Raw genomic sequence first — 19269 nt, forward strand, 5'->3', positions numbered from 1 at the left:
AAAGAGCGCTCAAGGCAAGGGCCGTGTGTCGTCCACCAGGCGCCCGTCGTTGGGCAGGCTGCCAGGCGGCAGCAGTTCCACCTCAGCGCGCAAGCGCGTGACCTCGCGCACCACCTCGGCGGCACGCGCTGCCAGTCCTTCTGGCGCGGGCTGTTGGAGCAGTTCGGCGCGCAGCACCAGTTCGTCCACCGACATCTGCCCGCGCACCACCAGGCGCAGCCGCCCGAGTTCGGGCAGGCGCCGCGCGATGTCGGCCACTTGCCCGGCGTGAACAAACATGCCCCTCACTTTGGCGCTTTGGTCGGCGCGACCCAACCAGCCTTTGAGGCGCGTGTTGGTGCGGCCGCACAGGCTGGTGCCCGGCAGCACGGCAGAAAGGTCCCCCGTGCCAAAGCGCACCAGCGGGTAGTCGGGGTTGAGGTTGGTGATGACGACTTCGCCCACCTCGCCCTCGGGCAGAGGCTCGGTGCCGCCGGGACGCACGATTTCGAGAATCAGGTCTTCATCCAGCACCAAGCCTTGGCGGGCGCGGGTCTCGTAGGCAATGAGGCCCAGGTCTGCCGTGGCATAGCACTGGTAGGCGGCAACACCCTGGCGGCGCAGCCACTCGTGCAACTCCCAAGGCAGGGCCTCGCCGCTGAGCAAGGCCTTGCTGAGGCTGAGCGTGTGCCCGTGCTCGATGGCGCGCTCCAGCAGGATTTTCAAAAAGCTCGGCGTGCCGGTGTAGGCCTGGGGGCGCAGGTGCAGCATGGCTTGGAGCTGCTGCTCGGTATTGCCCACGCCGCCGGGAAAAACGGTGCAGCCCAGGGCTTGGGCGCTGCCATCCATCATGGCGCCCGCTGGTGTGAGGTGGTAGCTGAAGCTGTTGTGCACCAGGTCACCGCTGCGAAAGCCCGCGGCATGCAGCGCGCGCGCCATGCGCCAGTAGTTGGCTGCGCGACCTTCGGGCTCGTACAGCGGCCCTGGCGACTGAAACACGCGGCGCGCACCGTGCGGGCGCAGCAGGCCTTGCCAGCCAATGGCGGAGAAGCCGCCGAAAGGATCGCCACCGCTGGCGTGCGCGGCGTGCTGGCGCTGCATGAGGTCGTGCTTGCGCGTCACGGGCAGGCCTGCCAGCGCGGCGCGGGAGTTGATGCGCTGAGCCTCCACGCGGCCCAGCATCTCGGCCTGCGCCAAACCTTGGTCCTGCAGCTGCGCGATGAGCTGGGGCAGGCGCTGCATGAGGCGCTGCTCGCGCGCTTCGGGGCGCTGGCATTCGAACTCGTCGAAATAGCTGGGCGGCGCGATGGATTCGCCGCCGCCCGCAGGCGCAGCCGAGGTGGTGGGGTTTGACATCAGTCGTCCTCGCTCCAGCGCCGCAGTCGGCGCGTGATTTCGTCTTTGACGCGGCGCACATCCGCCGCCTGGGTGCAGCGCTGCAGCTCCCACTCGGGGCTTTGCGCCGGGCGCTTGGCCAGCTGGACTTCCAAGACCGCGCCCTGCACGCCCAAGCGCAGCACTTCAGATCCAGCCAGGGTGAAGCTCGCTCCGCGCTCGCTCAGCGCGCGCTGTTCACGCAACCAGCGCCGCAGCTGCTGCAGCGCCTGTTCGGGCGCAAAGGCGGGCAGTGCAAAGAAGTCTTCGGAGGAGTCGCTCATGGCTGCTGGGTCTTCAGGCCTTGGGTTGGGGGTGGCCAGTGTGCCGCGTGCGGCAAGCGCTGGCCGTTGTGCTCAAGCCAACCAGCGCTTGCGGCGGCGGTAGCTTTTGACGTCTTTGAAACTCTTGCGCTCGCCGCTGCCCATGCCCAGGTAGAACTCGCGCACGTCTTCGTTGTCGCGCAGCGCCGCAGCACTGCCCTCCATCACCACGCGGCCGTTTTCCAGGATGTAGCCGTGGTCGGCGTAACGCAGGGCCATGTGGGTGTTTTGCTCGGCCAGCAAGAAGGTGGTGCCTTCCTTGGTGTTGAGGTCTTTGACGATTTCAAACACCTCCTCCACGATTTGCGGCGCCAGGCCCATGCTGGGCTCGTCCAGCAAGACCATGCGCGGGTTGGCCATGAGGGCGCGGCCAATGGCGCACATCTGCTGCTCGCCCCCGCTGGTGTAGGCCGCCTGGCTGCTGCGCCGGGTTTTGAGGCGCGGGAAATAGTGGTAGACCTTCTCCAGCGTGGCGGCCACAGCGGCCTTGCCGTCGCGCCGCGTGTAGGCCCCGGTGAGCAGGTTTTCTTCAATGCTGAGGTGGGCAAAACAATGCCGACCCTCCATGACCTGCACCACCCCGCGCTGCACCATGGCGGCGGTGTCCAGGCGCTCGGTGCGCTCGCCCGCGAGCTCGATGCCGCCCTTGGTGACGGCGCCGCGCTCGCCTTCGAGCAGGTTGGAGATGGCACGCAGCGTGGTGGTTTTGCCCGCGCCATTGCCCCCCAGCAGCGCCACCACCGCGCCCTGCGGCACCTGCAAGGACACGCCTTTGAGCACCAGAATCACGTGGTTGTAGATGACCTCAATGCCGTTGACGTTGAGCATGACAGGGTTCATGGCGGCCTCGCGGGTGTGCAATGGGTGGGGTTCCGGACTGAGGGTCAGGACTGGCAGTCCGCAGCGCTGCGGCGGGTGATCTTCTTCTCGGCGGCGTAGCGGTCGGCGGCGGCCTTGACCATGGGCTTCAAGATTTGCTCGTCAGCCTGCATCCAGTCGGAGCTGAACTTCCACTGCGCACCGTCCCAGGTGTGCACGCGCGCCCAGGCCGAGCCCATATGGTCTTGGCAAGAGGTGGAGACCGGGCGCATCACCCCGGCCAGGCCCAGGCCGTCCAAACGCTTTTGGTCCAGCGCCAGGTTCTCCAGGCCCCAGCGCATTTGCTCGCCCGTGACCACTCGGCCCTTGCCGAAGCGCTCCTGCGCGCGGCGCACGCCCTCGACCGAGAGCATGGCCGAGATGAGCCCGCGCATATAGAGCACCTGGCCCACCTCCTCCTTGGGGCCCGTGCCCTGGCCCTTGGCGTGCACCAACGCCAGGATGTCTTTGGCGACTTTGGCGTCGGGGTGAACGCCGTGCTGAATGGTCAGTGCGCTATAGCCCTTGGCGCCCTCGGCCACGTCTTTGACGTCCTGCTCCGCACCCGCCCACCACACGCCGAACATCTTGTCGCGCGGGTAGCCGGTGGCTTGGGCTTCTTTGAGCGCGGTGGTGTTCATCACCCCCCAGCCCCACAGCAGCACGTAGTCCGGACGCTGCTGGCGCACCTGCAGCCAGGCGGACTTTTGCTCCACGCCGGGGTGAGCCACAGGAATGGTGTTGAGCTCAAAGCCATGCATCTTGGCGCGCTCTTGCAGCAGCGGGATGGGCTCTTTGCCGTAGGGGCTGTCGTGGTAGACCAGGGTGATCTTCTTGCCCTTGAGCTTGTCCAGCCCGCCTTCTTTTTTGCCCAGGTGCTGAATCAGCACATCGGCCGCCAGCCAATAGTGGCCGATGAGCGGGAAGTTCCACTTGAACACGCCACCGTCCTGGCTTTCGCTGCGCCCGTAGCCCACGGTGATGAGCGGGATTTTGTCGATGGGCGCCTTCTCGCTGAGCGCAAAGGTCACCCCCGTGGACAGCGGCTGGAAGGCCGTGGCGCCGCCGTTTTTGTTCTTCAGCCGCTCATAGCACTCCACGCCGCGGTCGGTGGCGTAGCCGAATTCGCACTCCTCGTAGCTGATCTTTACGCCGTTGATGCCGCCTTGGGCGTTGACGAGCTTGAGGTAGTCCACAAAGCCATTGGCCCAGGGCGCGCCGTTGGGGCCGTAGGCACCGGTGCGGTAGACCAGCACGGGGAAGAACTGCTCCTTGGCCTGAGCTTGCGCCTCAGTGGGAGCGAGCAAGGTGGCGGCCAGGGCCAGCGCGGCACAGCAGACAGCGGGCTTGAGGGTCATGCGAGTCTCCTGAATGGGCACGTCGGAAGCGGCGTGCGTGAGGTTGAGGGCAAGCGCTAAAACTTCGGTGAGTTCAATGCGGGAAGGGCCACAGCCGCAATTTCTCGCGTCCGGTGGCCCACAGCTTGGCCAAGCCATGGGGCTCGACGATGAGGAAAAACACAATCAACGCGCCAAACACCATGGCCTCCACATGCGCCACCAATGCGGTGTCCACGGCAAAACCCAGCATCTGCCCCAGCACAGGCAAGAGCTGGTTGAGCACGATGGGCAGCACCACAAAGAACGCCGCCCCCAAAAACGCCCCGGCCACCGAACCCAGCCCGCCGATGATGATCATGAACAGCAGCTGGAAGCTGCGCTCGATGGAGAAGGCCGCGGGCTCCCACGAGCCCAGGTGCACAAAGCCCCACAGTGCTCCGGCCACGCCGATGATGAAGCTGCTCACCGCAAACGCGCTGAGCTTGGCCGTAAGTGGCCGGATGCCGATGACGCTGGCGGCCACGTCCATATCGCGCATGGCCATCCAGGAGCGGCCGATATGCCCGCGCACCAAGTTCTTGGTCATCCAGGCAAACAGTGCCACCAGAGCCAGGCAAAACAGGTAGCGCGATGACGCGCTCTCAATCGGCAGACCAAACACCTGCAGCGCGTTCACGCTGACTGAGCCCGACTCGGAGTGGTTCGTCACAAAGCGCAGGCGCAGCGCCGCCCAGTCCACAAAAAACTGCGCCGCCAGCGTGGCCACAGCCAGGTACAGCCCGCGAATGCGCAAGCTGGGCAAACCAAACAGCACCCCCACCAGCAAGGCCGCCACACCGCCCAGCAGCAGGGTCAGCAGCAGCGGCATGCCGGGCAGGCGCACATAGACGTTGTAAGCCGCATAAGCCCCCACGGCCATGAAGGCCCCGCTGCCCAGCGAAATTTGCCCGCAGTAGCCCACCAGCACATTGAGCCCGATGGCCGCGAGCGAAAGAATCAGAAACGGCACCAGGATGGCGCGCAACAGGTACTCGTCCGCCCACAGCGGCACGGCCACCAGCGCCAGGGCCAGCAGCGCGCCCATGGCCCAGCGGTCCTGCGCGATGGGGAACACCTGCTGGTCCGCGCGGTAGGTGGTTTTGAACTGGCCGTTTTCTCGGTAGAGCATTCAGGACTCCGATACGGTGGGCTTGGGCCGACTCAGACGCGGTCGATGATTTTTTCGCCGAACAAACCTTGGGGCCGCACCAAGAGGCACAGCAGGGCCAGGGCATAGGCAAACCAGATTTCAATGCCGCCGCCCAGCAGCGGGCCGATATAGGCCTCGGAGAGCTTTTCGCCCATGCCGATGAGCAAGCCGCCGATGATGGCGCCGGGCACGCTGGTGAGCCCACCGAGGATGACCACCGGCAGCGCCTTGAGCGCCACCAGCGAGAGCGAGAACTGCACGCCCAGCTTGGAGCCCCAAATAATGCCCGCCACCAGGGCCACAAAGCCCGCCACGCTCCAGACAATGATCCAGATGCGCCCCAGCGGAATGCCGATGGACTGCGCGGCCTGGTGGTCGTCGGCCACCGCGCGCAGCGCCCGCCCCGTGGCGGTGTACTGGAAGAACAGCGCCAGCACGCCCACCAAGGCGGCGGCCACCAGCGCGGCAATCAAGTCTTCCTGGCTCACCAGCACGCCGCCGGGAATGCTTTGCTCCAGCAAAAACAGCGGGTCTTTGGGCATGCCCACATCGATCTTGTAAATGGCCGAACCAAACAGCGTCTGCCCAAAGCCGTCCAAAAAGTGCGTGATGCCCAGCGTGGCCATGAGCAGCGTGATGCCCTCTTGGTTCACCAGGCGCGACAACACCAGGCGCTGCACCGCCCAGGCCAGCACCACCATCAAGACCATGGCCGCGGCAAAGGCCAGCACGTTGATCAGTAGCTTGTCCTGCAGCCCGGCGTAGCGCCCTATCCATTCGCTGAAGCGCGCCATGGCCAGGGCGGCAAACAGCACCATGGCGCCCTGCGCGAAGTTGAAAACGCCCGAGGCCTTGAAGATCAGCACAAAGCCCAGCGCGATGAGCGCATACAGCATGCCCGCCATCAGGCCGCCGATGAGGATTTCCAGAAACGGTCCCATGTCCTGCCCTCTTTCGCTGTTGGCGCTGCGTCAGTGGGCCGTGCCGAGGTAGGCGCGGATCACGTCTTCGTTGTTGCGCACCTCGTCGGGCACGCCGTCGCCGATTTTTTTGCCGTAGTCCAGCACCACCACGCGGTCGGAGATGTCCATGACCACGCCCATATCGTGTTCGATGAGCACGATGGTGGTGCCGAACTCGTCGTTAACGTCCAGGATGAAGCGGCACATGTCCTGCTTCTCCTCCACATTCATGCCCGCCATGGGCTCATCGAGCAGCAGCAGCTGCGGCTCCATGGCCAGCGCGCGGCCCAGGTCCACACGCTTTTGCAAGCCGTAGGGCAAGCGCCCCACCGGTGTTTTGCGGTAGGCCTGGATGTCAAGGAAGTCGATGATGCGTTCGACCTTCTCGCGGTGCTCGATCTCCTCGCGCTCAGCCGCCCCCCAGCGCCAGAGGTGCTGCAGCAAGTGGGTGCGCATCTTGAGGTTGCGCCCGCTCATGAGGTTGTCCAGCACGCTCATGCCCTTGAACAGGGCCAGGTTCTGAAAGGTGCGCGCCACGCCCATCTGCGCCACCTGGCGCGGGTTCATGTGCGCAAAGGTCTGGCCGCGCAGCGTGATGCTGCCTTGCTGGGGCTGGTAGACGCCGTTGATGCAGTTGAGCATGGAGCTCTTGCCCGCACCGTTGGGGCCAATGATGGCGCGGATCTCGTGCTCGCGCACATCGAAGCTGATGTCCGACAACGCCTTCACGCCACCAAAAGACAGCGCGATGTGGCGCACATCCAGCACCACCTCGCCTATGGTTTTGTCGCGCATCAGGCAGCCCTCCGTGTGGGGGTGAAGGTGGGCACATCGGCCAGGCGCAGCTCGGCGCTGACGCTGCCGCTGCGGCCATCCTCGAACTTCACTGCGGTCTCGATGTACTGCGAGGTCTTGCCCGCGTAGAGCGCCTCCACCAGCACGGCGTACTTCTCAGCAATGGCGCCGCGGCGCACCTTGCGCGTGCGGGTGAGTTCGCCATCGTCGGCGTCCAGCTCTTTGTGCAGCACCAAAAAGCGCTGGATCTGGCAGCCCGCGAGCCGCTCGTCCTGGGCCAGGTCGGCGTTGACCTGCTCGATGCAGCCGCGAATGAGCGCCAGCACCTCGGGCTTGCCGGCCAAGTCGGTGTAGCCCGCGTAAGGCAGATTGCGCCGCTCGGCCCAGTTGCCCACGGCCTCGAAGTCGATGTTGATGAAGGCACACACCCGGTCGCGCCCATCACCAAAGGCCACGGCCTCTTTGATGTGGGAGAAGAACTTGAGCTTGTTCTCCACGTACTTGGGCGCGAACAGCGCGCCGTCGTGCGCGCCGCCCCGCAAGCGGCCCACGTCTTTGGCGCGGTCGATGATCTTGAGGTGGCCCAGCGCGTCGATAAAGCCCGCATCCCCCGTGTGGTACCAGCCGTCGGGCGTGAGCACCTCGGCCGTGGCGGCCTCGTTCTTGTAATAGCCCTTGAGCAGCCCGGGCGAGCGCACCAGGATTTCGCCGCTGTCGGCCAGGCGAATTTCCACGCCCTCGATGGGCACGCCCACGGTGTCGGCGCGGGCCTCGTGGTCGGGCTGCAGGCAGACGAAGACCGCGGTTTCGGTGGAGCCGTAGAGCTGCTTGAGGTTGATGCCAATGGCGCGGTAAAAACTGAAGAGGTCGGGGCCTATGGCCTCCCCCGCCGTGTAGGCCACACGCACGCGCGACAGGCCCAGCGCATTGCGCAGCGGCGCATACACCAGCACCTGCCCCAGCGCATAGGCCAGGCGCTGGAGCGGGCTCACCGGACGGCCGTCCATGAGCGCGGGGCCCACGCGCCGGGCCAGTTCCATGCAGCGCGCAAAGAGCCAGCGCTTGGGCGCGCTGGCGTCTTCCATGCGGATCATGACGCTGGTGAGCAGGCCCTCGAACACGCGCGGCGGCGCGAAGTAGTAGCTGGGGCCGATCTCCTTCATGTCGATGGACACGGTGGAAGCCGCCTCGGGGCAGTTCACCACATAGCCGCACACCAGCCACTGTGCGTAGCTGAAGATGTTTTGCCCAATCCAGGCCAGCGGCAGGTAGGCCAGCACCTCTTCGTGCTCGGTGAGCTGGTCAAAGCGCTGGCCGGCGCGGGCGCGGTCGATGAGCGTGCGGTGCGTGTGCACCACGCCCTTGGGGTGGCCCGTGGTGCCCGAGGTGAAGAACATGGCGGCCACATCGTCGGCGGCAATGTCTTGCAGCCACTGCGCGTAGGCCTGCGGGTGCACGGCTGCCTCCGCGCGGCCTGCGGCGACCAGGCCATCGAGCGCATCGAGGCCGGGCTCGTCGTAATGGCGCATGCCGCGCGGGTCGTCAAACCAGAGGTGCTGCAGCTGCGGCACTTGCGCGCGGATCTCCAGCAGCTTGTCCACCTGCTCCTGGTCCTCCACCACGGCAAAGCGCACCTCCGCGTTGTTGAGCGGGAACACCAGCTCGGCCGCCACCGCGTCTTGGTAGAGCGGCACGGCCACGCCGCCTAGGCTTTGCGCGGCGAGCATGGCGGCGTAGAGCCGCGGCCGGTTCTCGCCCACCACCACCAGGTGGTCGCCGCGGCGCATGCCGGCCTGGTGCAGTCCGTGGGCCAGCGCCTGCACCATGAGCGCCAGGTCCTGCCAGCTCAAACACTGCCACAGCCCCAGCGATTTTTCGCGCAACGCCGTGGCTTGGGGGCGCTGCTGCGCGTGCTGCATCAAGAGGGCCGGGAAGTGCGCGGCCGCATTGCTGGGCTCGCTTGCCGTGTGCGTTGGAACGTCACTCACCATGCGCCTCCTGACTGTGTCTGTGCCCGGCTTCTTGCCCCTGCCTAAAGCCTGATGCGGGCTTCTGGTGGGGCGGGGTCGGTGTGGGGCGATCCTAGGCTTTTGATTTGACGCTTGGTTGTCGCGCTGGCGACAAAGTAGCGTAAACCTGATGCGAACCTTCCCTAGTGTGTCAGGACTCTCTCGCACAAGCCCCCAACAAGCGGCCCCCCTGAATCAAGGCTGCACTTTCACGCCCAACTGCATGAAGCTCAGGGTCAGAGCGACAAACCAGGGTTGATCCCGAGTCCCGTGTTGTTCGTTATCACTTTGTTACAAGCCGCCCTTGGGGGACGATGCAAAGGTGCAGTGCAGCCTTCACCTTGAGCCCCGGCTCCGCCCCATCGGAACTGCAGATGATCAACATTCCCAACGAACCGAATCCATTCGGGTCCAGTGACCCTAGCACTGCACCCAGCACTGCCACACTGCCCCTGCGCCAACGGGCCCGTGCCGCCCGCAATGACGAGCTCGGCGCCATTCCCTGGCTGCGTGTGCTCACCCCCGACCAACGCGAACACGCCATTGCGCAGCTGCAAGTGGCCGAAGTGCAGGTGGGCGAGCGCATCTGCCGCGTGGGCAAGGGTGCCAACTTCTGGTTTGGCGTCATCGACGGCCTGCTCAAGATGAGCAACGACGACAGTGCCGCACGCCCCATCACCTTCACCGGCGTGCCGCCGGGGGGCTGGTTTGGCGAGGGCACCCTGCTCAAGCGCGAGGCCTACCGCTACAACATCCAGGCACTGCGCAAAAGCGTGGTGGCAGGTCTGCCGCTAGAGAGCTTTGAGGCCCTGCTGGAGGTGAGCATTCCCTTCAACCGCTATGTGCTCAACCAGCTCAACGAGCGGCTGGGGCAGTTCATCGCCGCGCGCGAAATCGACCGCCAAAACGACCCCGACTTGCGCGTGGCGCGCAACCTCGCGGCGCTCTTTCACCCCCAGCTCTACCCCGGTGTGGGCGGCATGTTGCGCATCACCCAGCAGGAGCTGGGGCTGCTGGTGGGGCTGTCGCGCCAGCGCGTCAACGAAGCGCTCAAACACCTGCAGGCCCGCAGCTTCATTGCCGTGGAATACGGTGGGCTGCGCGTGCTCAACCTCGCGGGCTTGCGCCACTTCCCACAGCAACCGCCGGGGAACTGAGGCCGGTCGGCGGCACGCCGTCGCCGCGCGCTGGCGCGGGTATAACCCTGGCCCTGCGCTGCACCCCAGCGCAGGCACGGCCACACCGGCCACCACACCAGGGAGAACCCATGAGCCAGCTCAAATACAACCAAGGCCAGCCCGCGCACATCCCGCTGGCCCCACCCCCGCACTACGGCGAGGCCGAACGCCTAGCGCGCGCCCAAGCCTTCTACGAACATCTGCGTCAACGCCGAACCGTGCGCGACTTCTCCAGCCAGCCCGTGCCGCGTGAAGTCATCGAGGCCTGCCTGCTCGCCGCCGGCACGGCCCCCAGCGGCGCCAACCACCAGCCCTGGCACTTCGTGGTGGTCAGCGACCCGGCCAAAAAACGCCAAATCCGCGAAGGCGCCGAAGCCGAAGAGCGCGAGTTCTACACCCAGCGCGCGCCCCAGGAATGGAAAGACGCCCTGGCCCCGCTGGGCACCGACGCCAACAAGCCCTTCCTGGAAACGGCGCCCTACCTCATCGCCATCTTTGGCCAGAAGAAAACCGTGCTGCCCGACGGCCAGGAGCTCAAGAACTACTACGTGCCCGAGTCCGTCTCCATCGCCACCGGGTTTTTGATCGCCGCACTGCACCACGCCGGGCTGGCCACCCTGACCCACACCCCCAGCCCCATGAATTTCCTCAACGAACTGCTGGACCGCCCCGCCCACGAAAAGCCCTACATCCTGCTCGTCGTCGGCCACCCCGCCCCCGGCTGCCAGGTGCCCAACATCAGCAAGAAGACGCTGGAGGAGCTGGCGAGTTTTGTTTGAGGGGGGTGGAGCCAAGGCCCCCTCACGAGTGATCGTCAACAAGCGCTTGCAGTCCATCTCCAAGCAGAGTGGCACTCCTTGCATATACTGCGAATTGTTCGCATTTACAAAGTGTATGCAGGGAGTTAAATTGAAAGCATTGACGGTTTTGGCTGGGCTGCTCGCCGCGCCCGCAGTGTGGGCGCATAGTCTGTGGATAGAACCCCACCCCACAGGCGCATTGCATGTCTTGTACGGTGAACCGGAGGTGCGCGTGCAAGAGCGCAGCCCCGGCAAGCTCGATACCCTTGAGTTCGTGACCGGCCCCACAGCATGGCGCAAAGCCTCAGCAGGGTTTGCGTTGCACGATGTCACCGGTGATTCCAACCAGTGGGTGCACGCCCGCGCGGCCCATGTCCGCGTGAATGCCTCTAACCCTGGTGGGGCACAGGCGATGTATTACGCTCGACGGGCCGTCTGGCCCCTCAAGGCAACCTCAGCAACGCTCACACTGGACATCGTTCCAAGCGCAGAGCCCAACACCGTCGCTGTGTATTTCAAAGGCACACCGATGAAAGGCGGCACCTTGAAAGTCATCGCACCCAGCCTGTGGCTGCAAGTGCACGACATTGACGAGCGAGGCTTGGTCCGCATCCACGCGCCTTGGGCGGGCTTGTATGTGCTGGAGGTCGACACCCACGAGCGGCGCTCGGGTGAACTGGCAGGCCGCCGATTTGAGGTGGTCACCCATCGCGCCACGCTGAGCTTCACGAAGGCAGATGGCTCAGTGTTTGAAGCCCCCCTCACCCCGCAATTCAAGGCCCACTGAGCCATGGCAAAGCAATTCACAGCCATTCAGATGAACCGCAAACACCGCCAACACACCATGGCCCAAGCGACCACTCTTGTGGCACTCAGCCTCGCCACCTTGGCCAACGCGCAGACTGAAAATTCCCAAACCTCGCTGGACAGAGTCGTGGTCAGCGCAAAGAGAGAAGCGCTGTATGTGAACCGTGACGTCAATGCCGGCGCGCTGGGTGTGCAGCCTTTGCATGAGTTGCCCTTCTCCATCGGCTCTTATGGCCGCGAGTTGATGGACAACCAGAGGGCACGAACCGCGCAAGACGTGCTGAAAAACGACCCTAGCGTGCAACCGGCATCATTTGGTGGCGCCTACGACGGCATCGCGGTGCGCGGCTTCTCAGCCAATGCCATCAACAGTGTTCGCCGTGATGGGTTGTTGACCAGTGTGTATGCCGACATACCGCTGGAGAACATGGAGCGCGTGGACATTCTCAAAGGGTTGTCCGGATTTTTGTATGGCGTTGGTGAACCAAGCGGCCTGGTCAACTATGTGCTGAAGCGACCGACGCGTGTGATCTTTGCCAATGTGGATGTCGAGCTCCGCAGTCACGGCGGGCGCTACGCCCACGTGGACGCCGGCGGCAGCTTGGGCTCGGGCAGTCCCATGGGCTACCGCTTGAACATGGCGGGCGAAGAGCAAGGCGATTTCACCCATGCGGGCGACATGTCGCGGGCCATGGCCTCAGCGGCCTTTGACTTCAAACTCGCTCACGGAACTTTGTTGCGCATTGACGCCGACCATCAACACAAAAAAATCGCCGCACAACCGGTGATAGGCCCGCGCAGCGATGGAACCCTGGTGCCAGCCAACAGCCTTGACCCCAGGGCTTTGCTTGGGCAACCTTGGGGGCAGTACCGCACCGACGCATCCAATATCGGCGCAAGGCTTGAGCACACGCTGAACGACGCTTGGCACCTGATCGGGCAAATCGGCTACAGCACGACTCGCCGTGACGCGGCCTTCCCTGGCCTCTACGAGGTGAGTCCTAACGGCCAGGTTCTCAGTGGAGACTACTACTTCTCGCCGGCCCAGAAATTCACAGCCCTGTCGGCGCAAGCCTTTGCCAATGGTCGATTGGAGATTGGCGGTATGCGTCACGATGTGGTGCTGGGCATTTCCGATAGCACGCTAAAGACCAAGGATGGTGGCTGGTTCCCCAATGATGGGCTGACCGTCGGCAACATCTACGCCCCTGTCTACAGCGCGAGGCCCGATTTTTCCGACCCGCCCACCAAGAATCAGAGCGCCACCCAGCAGCCCAGCATCTTTGTCAGCGACACCATCTCCTTCAATTCCCAATGGCGCTTGCTGCTTGGTGCGCGCTATATCGCCTACCAAAACGAATCACAACGCGCTGGCGCAGCACCCCGTGACTACCGCGTCAAGGTCACGGTGCCTTCTGCGGGCTTGGTGTGGCTACCTAGCCCAAGTTTGACCCTCTACACGAGCATCACCGAGGGCCTGGAACAAGGTGCATATGCGCCCAATGCGGCAGCGAACCGGGGAGAGCGTCTCGACCCCATTCGCAGCAATCAACTGGAAACAGGACTGAAGTGGCAACCCGCACGGGGACTGGCTGCGACCGCAGCCTGGTTCACGATCGACAAGCCGCTACAAGCCACCGACCCCAAGGACAAACTGTTCAAGACCCTGGGCCGCCAACGTCACCGAGGGATAGAACTTGCGCTCAATGGCGAGATCAGCCCCAGCCTATCGGCCGTGGCCGGTCTGAGCTGGCTGGACGCCACGATGCAAGACACTGGCGACACACGCCAAGGCAAGCGCCCCTCCAATGTCGCCAAGCTGCAAGCCAATGTCTGGCTGGACTGGCGGTTGCCCAGCCTGCCCGGATTGAGCATCAATTCGGGATTGATCCACATCGGCGATCGGCCCTTGGATCAGGCCAACGCAGTGAAGGTGCCGGCCTACACCCGCTGGGATGCTGGCGCACGCTATACCGCTGAAGTGCTTGGTGTGGCCACCACATGGCGCCTGCAAATCCAAAACCTCAGCGACCGCCGCTACTGGGAAAACGTCAACTACGGTGGCGTACTCGCTGGTGCCTCTCGAACAGTGCGGCTATCGGTCGAATTGCAATTCTGAGCTGCCTCACCGCCGCCCACCCCACACAATGATGGCCATGCCCAGCAAAGCCAGGGCCGCACCCAGCAAATCCCAGCGGCTCAAAGCCACGCCGTCGACCACGCGCAGCCATAGCAGCGCCACGGTGACGTAGACCCCGCCGTAGGCCGCATAGACACGACCACTGGCGCTGGGGTGCAGGGTGAGCAGCCACACAAAAAGCGCCAGCGCGGCGGCGGCAGGCAGCAACAGCCCCCAGGGAACTGAACCTCAGGCGCTGGGCAGCTCGAGGCAAAACTCCGCACCGCCGCCCAGGGCATGGCGCGCACTCAAGTGGCCGCCGTGCTGCTCCACGATGCCGTAGCTGATGGACAGCCCCAGGCCCGTGCCCTTGCCCACGGGCTTGGTGGTGAAGAAGGGGTCGAAGATGCGCAGCAGGTGCTCGGGCGCAATGCCGGGGCCGTTGTCGCGCACGCTCACGCACACCAGCGGCCGCTCGGCGCTGCCTTGCTGCGACACCTCCACCCAGACTTGCGGCGCCGCGGTGTGCGCCAGCGCGTCAAAAGCGTTTTGCAGCAGGTTCATCATCACCTGCTGCAGCTGCCCGGCGCTGCCCAGCACCACGCAATTGGGCGGCGCCACGGCGCTCACCTGCACCGGCGTGGGCTGGCCTTTTTGCACCCAGTGGATGGCGCGCTCCACCACCTCGGCCAGCACCACGGGCTTGCGCTCCTCGGGGTCCATGGCCGAGAAGCGCTTGAGCCCATGCACGATGTCGGCGGTGCGCTGCGCGCCTTCGAGCGTGCCTTCGATGAGCGAGGGCAGGTCTGCCAGCAGGTGGTCGATGCGCAGGCGCTGGCGCAGCTGCTGCAGCTCGGCGTCCTCGCCGCGCGCCTGCAGTGCCGCCACATAGCTGCGCAGGCGCTGGCTGTATTTGCTCAGCGCATGAACATTGCCCAGCACAAAGCTGATGGGGTTGTTGAGCTCATGCGCCACGCCCGCCACCAGCTGGCCCAGCGAGGCCATTTTTTCCGAGTGCAGCAGCTGCTGCTGGGTGCGCTTGAGCGCGTCGTGCGCGGCCTGCAGTTCTTGGTAGGCGCGCTTGAGCTCGGCGGTGGGCCGCCCCACCCACACCGTGCCCATGTGGCGCCCGCTGGCGCTCAGGCGCGGCGTGCAGTTGGCGTCCACGGGCACGCCCTGCCCGTCCTGGCCCAGAAAGTTCAGCGCAATGCCCTGGCCTTTGCGCGGCACGTCGCTGCGCTGCATGGCCTGGTGTGCGGCCTGCACGCTGGCGGGGTCGGCCAGCAGCGTGGCCAGCTCGCAGCCGCGCAGCTGCGCTTCGCTGCGCCCCACCAGCTCGCACAGCGCGGCGTTGGACTGCTCGATGCGGCCGCGCTGGTCGCACACGATGAGCACATCGGACATGGCGCTGAGCACGCTGTAGATGAACTGCTGGGACTGCTCCAGCTCCGCGTTCTTTTGCTCCAGCGCCACCTCGTCGTCGATGAGGCGGGTGTAGACCTCGTCCATTTTGTGAATCACATCGAGCCAGGTGGACTCGTCCACACCCTCCATGCTCAGCGCGGCGGGGTTGATGGGGCTGTGCGCACGGCTCATGTCAGTGAACGGTGCAGACCATGCAGGGGTCGAAGGAGCGCACGATGTGCTCCACCGCCACGGGCGAGCGCTCGCCCGCCAGCACGGGCGCGCCCACCAGCGCCTGCTCCAGCGCGCCGCACTGGCCCTGTGCGTCGCGCGGCGAGAAATTCCAGCTCGTGGGCGCCACGATTTGGTAGCTGGCAATGCGCCCGCCGCGCACCACCAGCCAGTGGCCCAGCGCACCGCGTGCGGCCTCGGACAGGCCCACGCCGCAGCCCTCCTCGGGCAGCGTGGTGGGCACGCAAAAAGGCTGGTTGGGGCGTATGGCCTGCAGCCACTGCTCCATGAGCGGCAGCACACGCGCCAGCTCCAGCACGCGCGCCAGCACGCGGGTGTAGACCGAGCCGCCGTGGCGCGCCACCACGTCGCGCATGAGCGCATGGCCGCTGACGAGCTGGCGCGCAATGGCGCCCGTCTCCACCACCTCGCCGCCCAGGCGCGGGGCTTTGTTCCAGGTGTAGGCGCCGGGCTTGTCGGGCTCGGGCTGGGTGTGGCCTTGCAGCGGGTGCAGCGCCGCACCGCCCTGCGCCAGCCAGGCGCGGCTGGCGTCTTCGCTGATGGCGCCCAGGTCCAGCGGCTCGCACTGCTGGGTGCTGGCGCGCCACAGGCCGCGCATCAGCGCCGCGCCCCCGCCGCTTTGGGCGTAGGCGCCGTAGCTCAAATAACGCCCCGGGCCTGGGCCCAGGCGCTGCAGCGAGAGCGACTGCACGAGGCTGAGGAAGAAGTGCAGATCGCTGCCCGGTGCGGTGTTGGCGTGCCAGCGCCACAGCGCGGCCTCGCTGTCGAGCGCGGCAAAGGCCTCCAGCTCGGCGCCAATCATCTGGCGCTGCAAAAAGGCGCGGAACTCACGCAGCTTGGCCGCCAGGCGCACGCGCTGCGCGGCGTCGATGGGGCGCGTGCAGCCGCCGGGCTCCACGGCCAGGGTGTGCGGCCATTTGCCACCCAGCGCGCCCATGAGGGTGAGCCAGCGCTGGCGCACCGCCGTGGCCTGGCGCACCTGCTCGCCGTTCATGGGGCAGTAGCGCTGCAGGGCCTGCGCATGCCAGGGCTGCGCGGCATAGACGGGGCGCGCAAAGTCCGGCATGAAGAAGAGGTAGAAGTGCGTGAGGTGGTCGGCCAGGTTCTCGGTGGCCAGAATCAGGTTGGTGGCGTGTTGGCCGTTGTCGGGCATGTGCAGGCCGCCGAGGTCGGCCAGCGCGCGCGCCGCCGCCACCGACTGCGACACCGAGCAAATGCCGCAGATGCGCGGCACCAGCACCAGCGCGTCCTGCGGCACTTTGCCTTGCAGGATTTGCTCAAAACCGCGGTACATGGTGGCGGTGACTTCGGCGCTGGCCACGCGCTGGCCCTCGATGTGCAGGCGCACTTCCAGATCGCCCTCCACGCGGTTGAAGGGCCCGACGATGAGGCGCGTGCCCGCGCTGGGCGCATCCGCAGCGCTACTCATTTGGGCCTCGTCTTGCGCAGGGCCGGGGGTTCGACCAGGTGGTCGGCCACGGCGTTGTGTTTGACGCGCTTGGGCGTGGCGCTTTTGGACAGCGAGGCCAGGGCCACAAACCAGGCCTTGGGCATGTCGGTGGGCAGGCCCACGGGAATGCCGGCGATTTTGGGCGTGCGCTGAAAGGGGTGGCCAGGCTCTTGAAAACCCGGCTCGGTGCAGGCAATGCAGGCGTAGCCGCCTTGGGTGCAGCTGCCCTCGCCGTTCCAGGCTCGCAGATTGCAGTCGGCGTGCACCTGTGTGCCCTTGCAGCCCAGGTGTTCCATCATGCAGCCCTGGTCGGAGGGCTTTTCGGCGCTGGCTTTGAACTCGTAGTACTCGTTGCGCGCGCAGCCGTGGTGCACGAGTTGGTCGGCATAAAAGCGCGGGCGGCCCAGGGCGTCGAGATCCGCCGCGCCAAAGCTGCCCGAGGCCAGGGCCATGAGGGTGTCGATCACCCAGCTGGGGTGTGTGGGGCAACCGGCGATGTTGATGACGGGCAGCCCGCCGCGCGCGCGGAACTCAGCGCCCAGGAGGCCGCCCACGCGCTCGTCTTCGTACTGCAGCCCGCAGGCGTCTGTGGGGTTGGCGCCCGCCGCCGTGACCCCGCCCCAGGCCGCACAGCTGCCCACGGCCAGCACGTGGCGCGCCTGCGCCGCCAGGGCCTGCACCCAGGTCATCATGGGCTGGCCGCTGCCGGCCAGCATGTGAAAGCGCCCACTGCCATGCGGCCCGCGCAGCAGCGCGCCTTCCACGCACAGCAGGTCCAGGGTCTGGCGCCCCTGCACGATGTCTTGCAGCAGCGCCAGCACCGAGGGCCCGCCCAGCGACAGCGAGGGGTGCCACAGCAGCTCCAGGCCTGCGTCGCGCAAGTGGCCTTGGAAGTCGGTGGTGTCCGCGCACAGCAGCGACATGCTGCAGCCCCCGCAGCCCCCAGATTGCAACCACAGCAGGTTCATGGCTTGTCCAACCCAAAGCGCTGCATCTTGGCGCGCAGGCCCACGCGCGAGAGCCCCAGCTCCGTGGCCGCGCGGGTTTTGTTCCAGCGGTGGCGCAGCAAGGTCTCGCGCAGCACCATGGCCTCGATCACGTCCAGCCGCTCGGCCAGCGTGCCGCTGGCGGGCAGCGCGGCGGCGCGTGCGCTGTCGGCCGCGGCGGGCAGGCCCTGGCGCACGCGGGCCGAAAATGCCGCGGGCGTGAGCTCGCGCCCATCGTGCAGGGCCAGCGCGCGCAGCACTTCGTTGCGCAGCTCGCGCACATTGCCCGGCCAGGGGTAGGCCAGCAGGCAGGCCAGGGTTTCGTCGCTGAGCTCGGCGCCGGGGTGGCCCAGCTCGGTGGCCACATCGCGCAGGATGTGGCGCGCAATGGGTGCGATGTCCGCCGCACGTTCGCGCAGCGGCGGCACGGTGAGGGTGACGCCGCACAGGCGGTAGTACAAGTCCTCGCGAAACAGCCCTTCTTGCACGCGCTGCTCGAGCTTGCGGTGGGTGGCCGCCACCACGCGCACATCCACCGGCACGGGCCGCGCCGCGCCCACCGGGCGCACCTCGCCTTCTTGCAGCACGCGCAGCAGCTTGACCTGGAAGGCCGCCGTGGTCTCGCCGATTTCGTCCAGAAACACCGTGCCGCCGTGGGCGCGCTGGAACAGCCCGATGTGGTCTTCAAACGCGCCGGTGAAGGCGCCGCGCTTGTGACCAAAGAGCTCAGACTCCAGCAGGCTGTCGGCCAGGGCTGCGCAGTTCTCCAGCACAAAAGGCCCATTCAGGCGCGGCGAGGCGTAGTGAATGGCGCGCGCCAGCAGCTCCTTGCCCGTGCCCGATTCGCCCAGCAGCATGACCGGGATGTCGTAGCGCGCGGCGCGGGCGGCCATGGCGCACAAGGACTCCAGCGGGCTGCCCGGGGCGCGCACGATGCGTTCAAAGCCAAAGTGCGCGCGCGCCTGCGCCATCTGGCTGGCGGTGCGCTGGCGCAGCACCGGCGTGCTGGTGCGCAGCTCCAGGTCCAGGCGCGCGGTTTGCTGCTGCAGCACCTGCGCCTCCACGGCGTTGCGCACCGACTCCAGCAGCCCATCGGGCGACCAGGGCTTGAGGATGTATTGGTAGATGCCCGCTTCGTTGATGCCGGCAATGATGTCCTCGCTGTCGGTGTAGCCGGAGATGACGATGCGCACCACATCGGGCCAGTGCTCGCGCACTTCCTTGAGGAACTTCACGCCGCTGAGGCCCGGCATGCGCTGGTCGCAAAGAATCACGCGCACGGCCTGGCGCTGCAGCAGCTCGCGCGCTTGCTCGGCGCTGCTGGCGGTCAGCACGGTGTAGTCCTCATCCAGGGTGCGGCGCATGGCGTCTTGCGAGCGCACCTCGTCGTCCACCACCAGCACCACGGGCGGGTCGTCAAACAGCGAAGGGGAAGTCACGTCGA

At 66.2% G+C, this 19269-nt stretch carries 16 protein-coding genes and 1 pseudogene; 4 read left to right on the forward strand and 13 right to left on the reverse strand.

The features are described 5' to 3' along the window. Positions 1-9 precede the first annotated feature (9 nt). The 8 genes from ACG0Z6_RS09825 to ACG0Z6_RS09860 all read right to left on the reverse strand — a co-directional run bounded on the left by ACG0Z6_RS09825 (position 10) and on the right by ACG0Z6_RS09860 (position 8811). Positions 10-1335: a phenylacetate--CoA ligase family protein gene (locus ACG0Z6_RS09825; RefSeq protein ID WP_394460852.1), complete on the reverse strand. Its 1326-nt coding sequence runs from the start codon at positions 1333-1335 to the stop codon at positions 10-12. After that, positions 1335-1637, reverse strand: coding sequence for a hypothetical protein (locus ACG0Z6_RS09830; RefSeq protein ID WP_394460854.1), 303 nt, complete (start codon positions 1635-1637; stop codon positions 1335-1337). Before ACG0Z6_RS09830 ends, ACG0Z6_RS09825 begins: the two co-directional genes overlap by 1 nt. 72 nt (positions 1638-1709) lie before the next feature. Then, positions 1710-2516, reverse strand: coding sequence for an ABC transporter ATP-binding protein (locus ACG0Z6_RS09835; protein ID WP_394460856.1), 807 nt, complete (start codon positions 2514-2516; stop codon positions 1710-1712). A gap of 44 nt (positions 2517-2560) precedes the next feature. Further along, positions 2561-3892 carry an ABC transporter substrate-binding protein gene (locus ACG0Z6_RS09840; RefSeq protein WP_394460858.1) on the reverse strand — a complete coding sequence of 444 codons (1332 nt, stop codon included), beginning with the start codon at positions 3890-3892 and terminating at the stop codon, positions 2561-2563. Positions 3893-3965: 73 nt separating this feature from the next. Beyond that, positions 3966-5042 (reverse strand): branched-chain amino acid ABC transporter permease, encoded by a 1077-nt coding sequence (locus tag ACG0Z6_RS09845; RefSeq protein WP_394460860.1) that lies wholly within the window; start codon positions 5040-5042, stop codon positions 3966-3968. Between the two features lie 32 nt (positions 5043-5074). Then, positions 5075-6004, reverse strand: coding sequence for a branched-chain amino acid ABC transporter permease (locus ACG0Z6_RS09850; RefSeq protein WP_394460862.1), 930 nt, complete (start codon positions 6002-6004; stop codon positions 5075-5077). Between the two features lie 30 nt (positions 6005-6034). Next, on the reverse strand, positions 6035-6820 hold the full coding sequence (locus tag ACG0Z6_RS09855) for an ABC transporter ATP-binding protein (protein WP_394460864.1): 786 nt from the start codon (positions 6818-6820) through the stop codon (positions 6035-6037). Beyond that, entirely contained in the window at positions 6820-8811 is a 1992-nt protein-coding gene (locus tag ACG0Z6_RS09860; protein ID WP_394460866.1) for an AMP-dependent synthetase/ligase, read from the reverse strand. Before ACG0Z6_RS09860 ends, ACG0Z6_RS09855 begins: the two co-directional genes overlap by 1 nt. 392 nt (positions 8812-9203) lie before the next feature. Here ACG0Z6_RS09860 and ACG0Z6_RS09865 point away from each other — a divergent pair, with 392 nt between their 5' ends. The 4 genes from ACG0Z6_RS09865 (at position 9204) to ACG0Z6_RS09880 (ending at position 13733) form a co-directional block, all read left to right on the forward strand. Beyond that, positions 9204-9986 carry a Crp/Fnr family transcriptional regulator gene (locus ACG0Z6_RS09865; RefSeq protein ID WP_394460868.1) on the forward strand — a complete coding sequence of 261 codons (783 nt, stop codon included), beginning with the start codon at positions 9204-9206 and terminating at the stop codon, positions 9984-9986. Positions 9987-10096: 110 nt separating this feature from the next. Continuing rightward, positions 10097-10786 carry a nitroreductase family protein gene (locus ACG0Z6_RS09870; RefSeq protein ID WP_394460870.1) on the forward strand — a complete coding sequence of 230 codons (690 nt, stop codon included), beginning with the start codon at positions 10097-10099 and terminating at the stop codon, positions 10784-10786. A gap of 28 nt (positions 10787-10814) precedes the next feature. Beyond that, positions 10815-11594 carry a hypothetical protein gene (locus ACG0Z6_RS09875; RefSeq protein ID WP_394460872.1) on the forward strand — a complete coding sequence of 260 codons (780 nt, stop codon included), beginning with the start codon at positions 10815-10817 and terminating at the stop codon, positions 11592-11594. Between the two features lie 3 nt (positions 11595-11597). Then, the gene (locus tag ACG0Z6_RS09880) at positions 11598-13733 is read left to right on the forward strand and encodes a TonB-dependent siderophore receptor (protein ID WP_394460874.1); all 2136 of its coding nucleotides are present in this window, start codon (positions 11598-11600) and stop codon (positions 13731-13733) included. A 6-nt stretch (positions 13734-13739) separates the two neighbouring features. Here ACG0Z6_RS09880 and ACG0Z6_RS09885 read toward each other — a convergent pair. From ACG0Z6_RS09885 to ACG0Z6_RS09905, 5 genes and pseudogenes are all read right to left on the reverse strand, one after another. Next, positions 13740-13982 (reverse strand): annotated as a pseudogene (locus ACG0Z6_RS09885) (YnfA family protein); the annotation flags it as partial. Beyond that, positions 13983-15329, reverse strand: a complete 1347-nt coding sequence (locus ACG0Z6_RS09890; protein ID WP_394460876.1) for a PAS domain-containing sensor histidine kinase — start codon at positions 15327-15329, stop codon at positions 13983-13985. It abuts the pseudogene before it with no gap. Between the two features lies 1 nt (position 15330). Then, positions 15331-16818, reverse strand: a complete 1488-nt coding sequence (locus tag ACG0Z6_RS09895) for a nickel-dependent hydrogenase large subunit (RefSeq protein ID WP_394460878.1) — start codon at positions 16816-16818, stop codon at positions 15331-15333. After that, positions 16815-17807, reverse strand: coding sequence for an NADH-quinone oxidoreductase subunit B family protein (locus ACG0Z6_RS09900; protein ID WP_394460879.1), 993 nt, complete (start codon positions 17805-17807; stop codon positions 16815-16817). Before ACG0Z6_RS09900 ends, ACG0Z6_RS09895 begins: the two co-directional genes overlap by 4 nt. Next, the gene (locus tag ACG0Z6_RS09905; protein WP_394460881.1) at positions 17804-19264 is read right to left on the reverse strand and encodes a sigma-54-dependent transcriptional regulator; all 1461 of its coding nucleotides are present in this window, start codon (positions 19262-19264) and stop codon (positions 17804-17806) included. Before ACG0Z6_RS09905 ends, ACG0Z6_RS09900 begins: the two co-directional genes overlap by 4 nt. Positions 19265-19269: the final 5 nt, after the last annotated feature.

The sequence above is a fragment of the Roseateles rivi genome (assembly GCF_043555845.1).
GTDB lineage: Bacteria > Pseudomonadota > Gammaproteobacteria > Burkholderiales > Burkholderiaceae_C > Roseateles > Roseateles rivi.

What these genes read in the sequence shown, in the direction of transcription:
- ACG0Z6_RS09835 (WP_394460856.1), bottom strand. Translation starts at nt 2,516, where the DNA reads ATGAACCCTGTCATGCTCAACGTCAACGGCATTGAGGTCATCTACAAC.
- ACG0Z6_RS09845 (WP_394460860.1), bottom strand. Translation starts at nt 5,042, where the DNA reads ATGCTCTACCGAGAAAACGGCCAGTTCAAAACCACCTACCGCGCGGAC.
- ACG0Z6_RS09890 (WP_394460876.1), bottom strand. Translation starts at nt 15,329, where the DNA reads ATGAGCCGTGCGCACAGCCCCATCAACCCCGCCGCGCTGAGCATGGAG.
- ACG0Z6_RS09840 (WP_394460858.1), bottom strand. Translation starts at nt 3,892, where the DNA reads ATGACCCTCAAGCCCGCTGTCTGCTGTGCCGCGCTGGCCCTGGCCGCC.
- ACG0Z6_RS09900 (WP_394460879.1), bottom strand. Translation starts at nt 17,807, where the DNA reads ATGAACCTGCTGTGGTTGCAATCTGGGGGCTGCGGGGGCTGCAGCATG.
- ACG0Z6_RS09895 (WP_394460878.1), bottom strand. Translation starts at nt 16,818, where the DNA reads ATGAGTAGCGCTGCGGATGCGCCCAGCGCGGGCACGCGCCTCATCGTC.
- ACG0Z6_RS09830 (WP_394460854.1), bottom strand. Translation starts at nt 1,637, where the DNA reads ATGAGCGACTCCTCCGAAGACTTCTTTGCACTGCCCGCCTTTGCGCCC.
- ACG0Z6_RS09880 (WP_394460874.1), top strand. Translation starts at nt 11,598, where the DNA reads ATGGCAAAGCAATTCACAGCCATTCAGATGAACCGCAAACACCGCCAA.
- ACG0Z6_RS09855 (WP_394460864.1), bottom strand. Translation starts at nt 6,820, where the DNA reads ATGCGCGACAAAACCATAGGCGAGGTGGTGCTGGATGTGCGCCACATC.
- ACG0Z6_RS09850 (WP_394460862.1), bottom strand. Translation starts at nt 6,004, where the DNA reads ATGGGACCGTTTCTGGAAATCCTCATCGGCGGCCTGATGGCGGGCATG.
- ACG0Z6_RS09865 (WP_394460868.1), top strand. Translation starts at nt 9,204, where the DNA reads ATGATCAACATTCCCAACGAACCGAATCCATTCGGGTCCAGTGACCCT.
- ACG0Z6_RS09860 (WP_394460866.1), bottom strand. Translation starts at nt 8,811, where the DNA reads ATGGTGAGTGACGTTCCAACGCACACGGCAAGCGAGCCCAGCAATGCG.
- ACG0Z6_RS09825 (WP_394460852.1), bottom strand. Translation starts at nt 1,335, where the DNA reads ATGTCAAACCCCACCACCTCGGCTGCGCCTGCGGGCGGCGGCGAATCC.
- ACG0Z6_RS09870 (WP_394460870.1), top strand. Translation starts at nt 10,097, where the DNA reads ATGAGCCAGCTCAAATACAACCAAGGCCAGCCCGCGCACATCCCGCTG.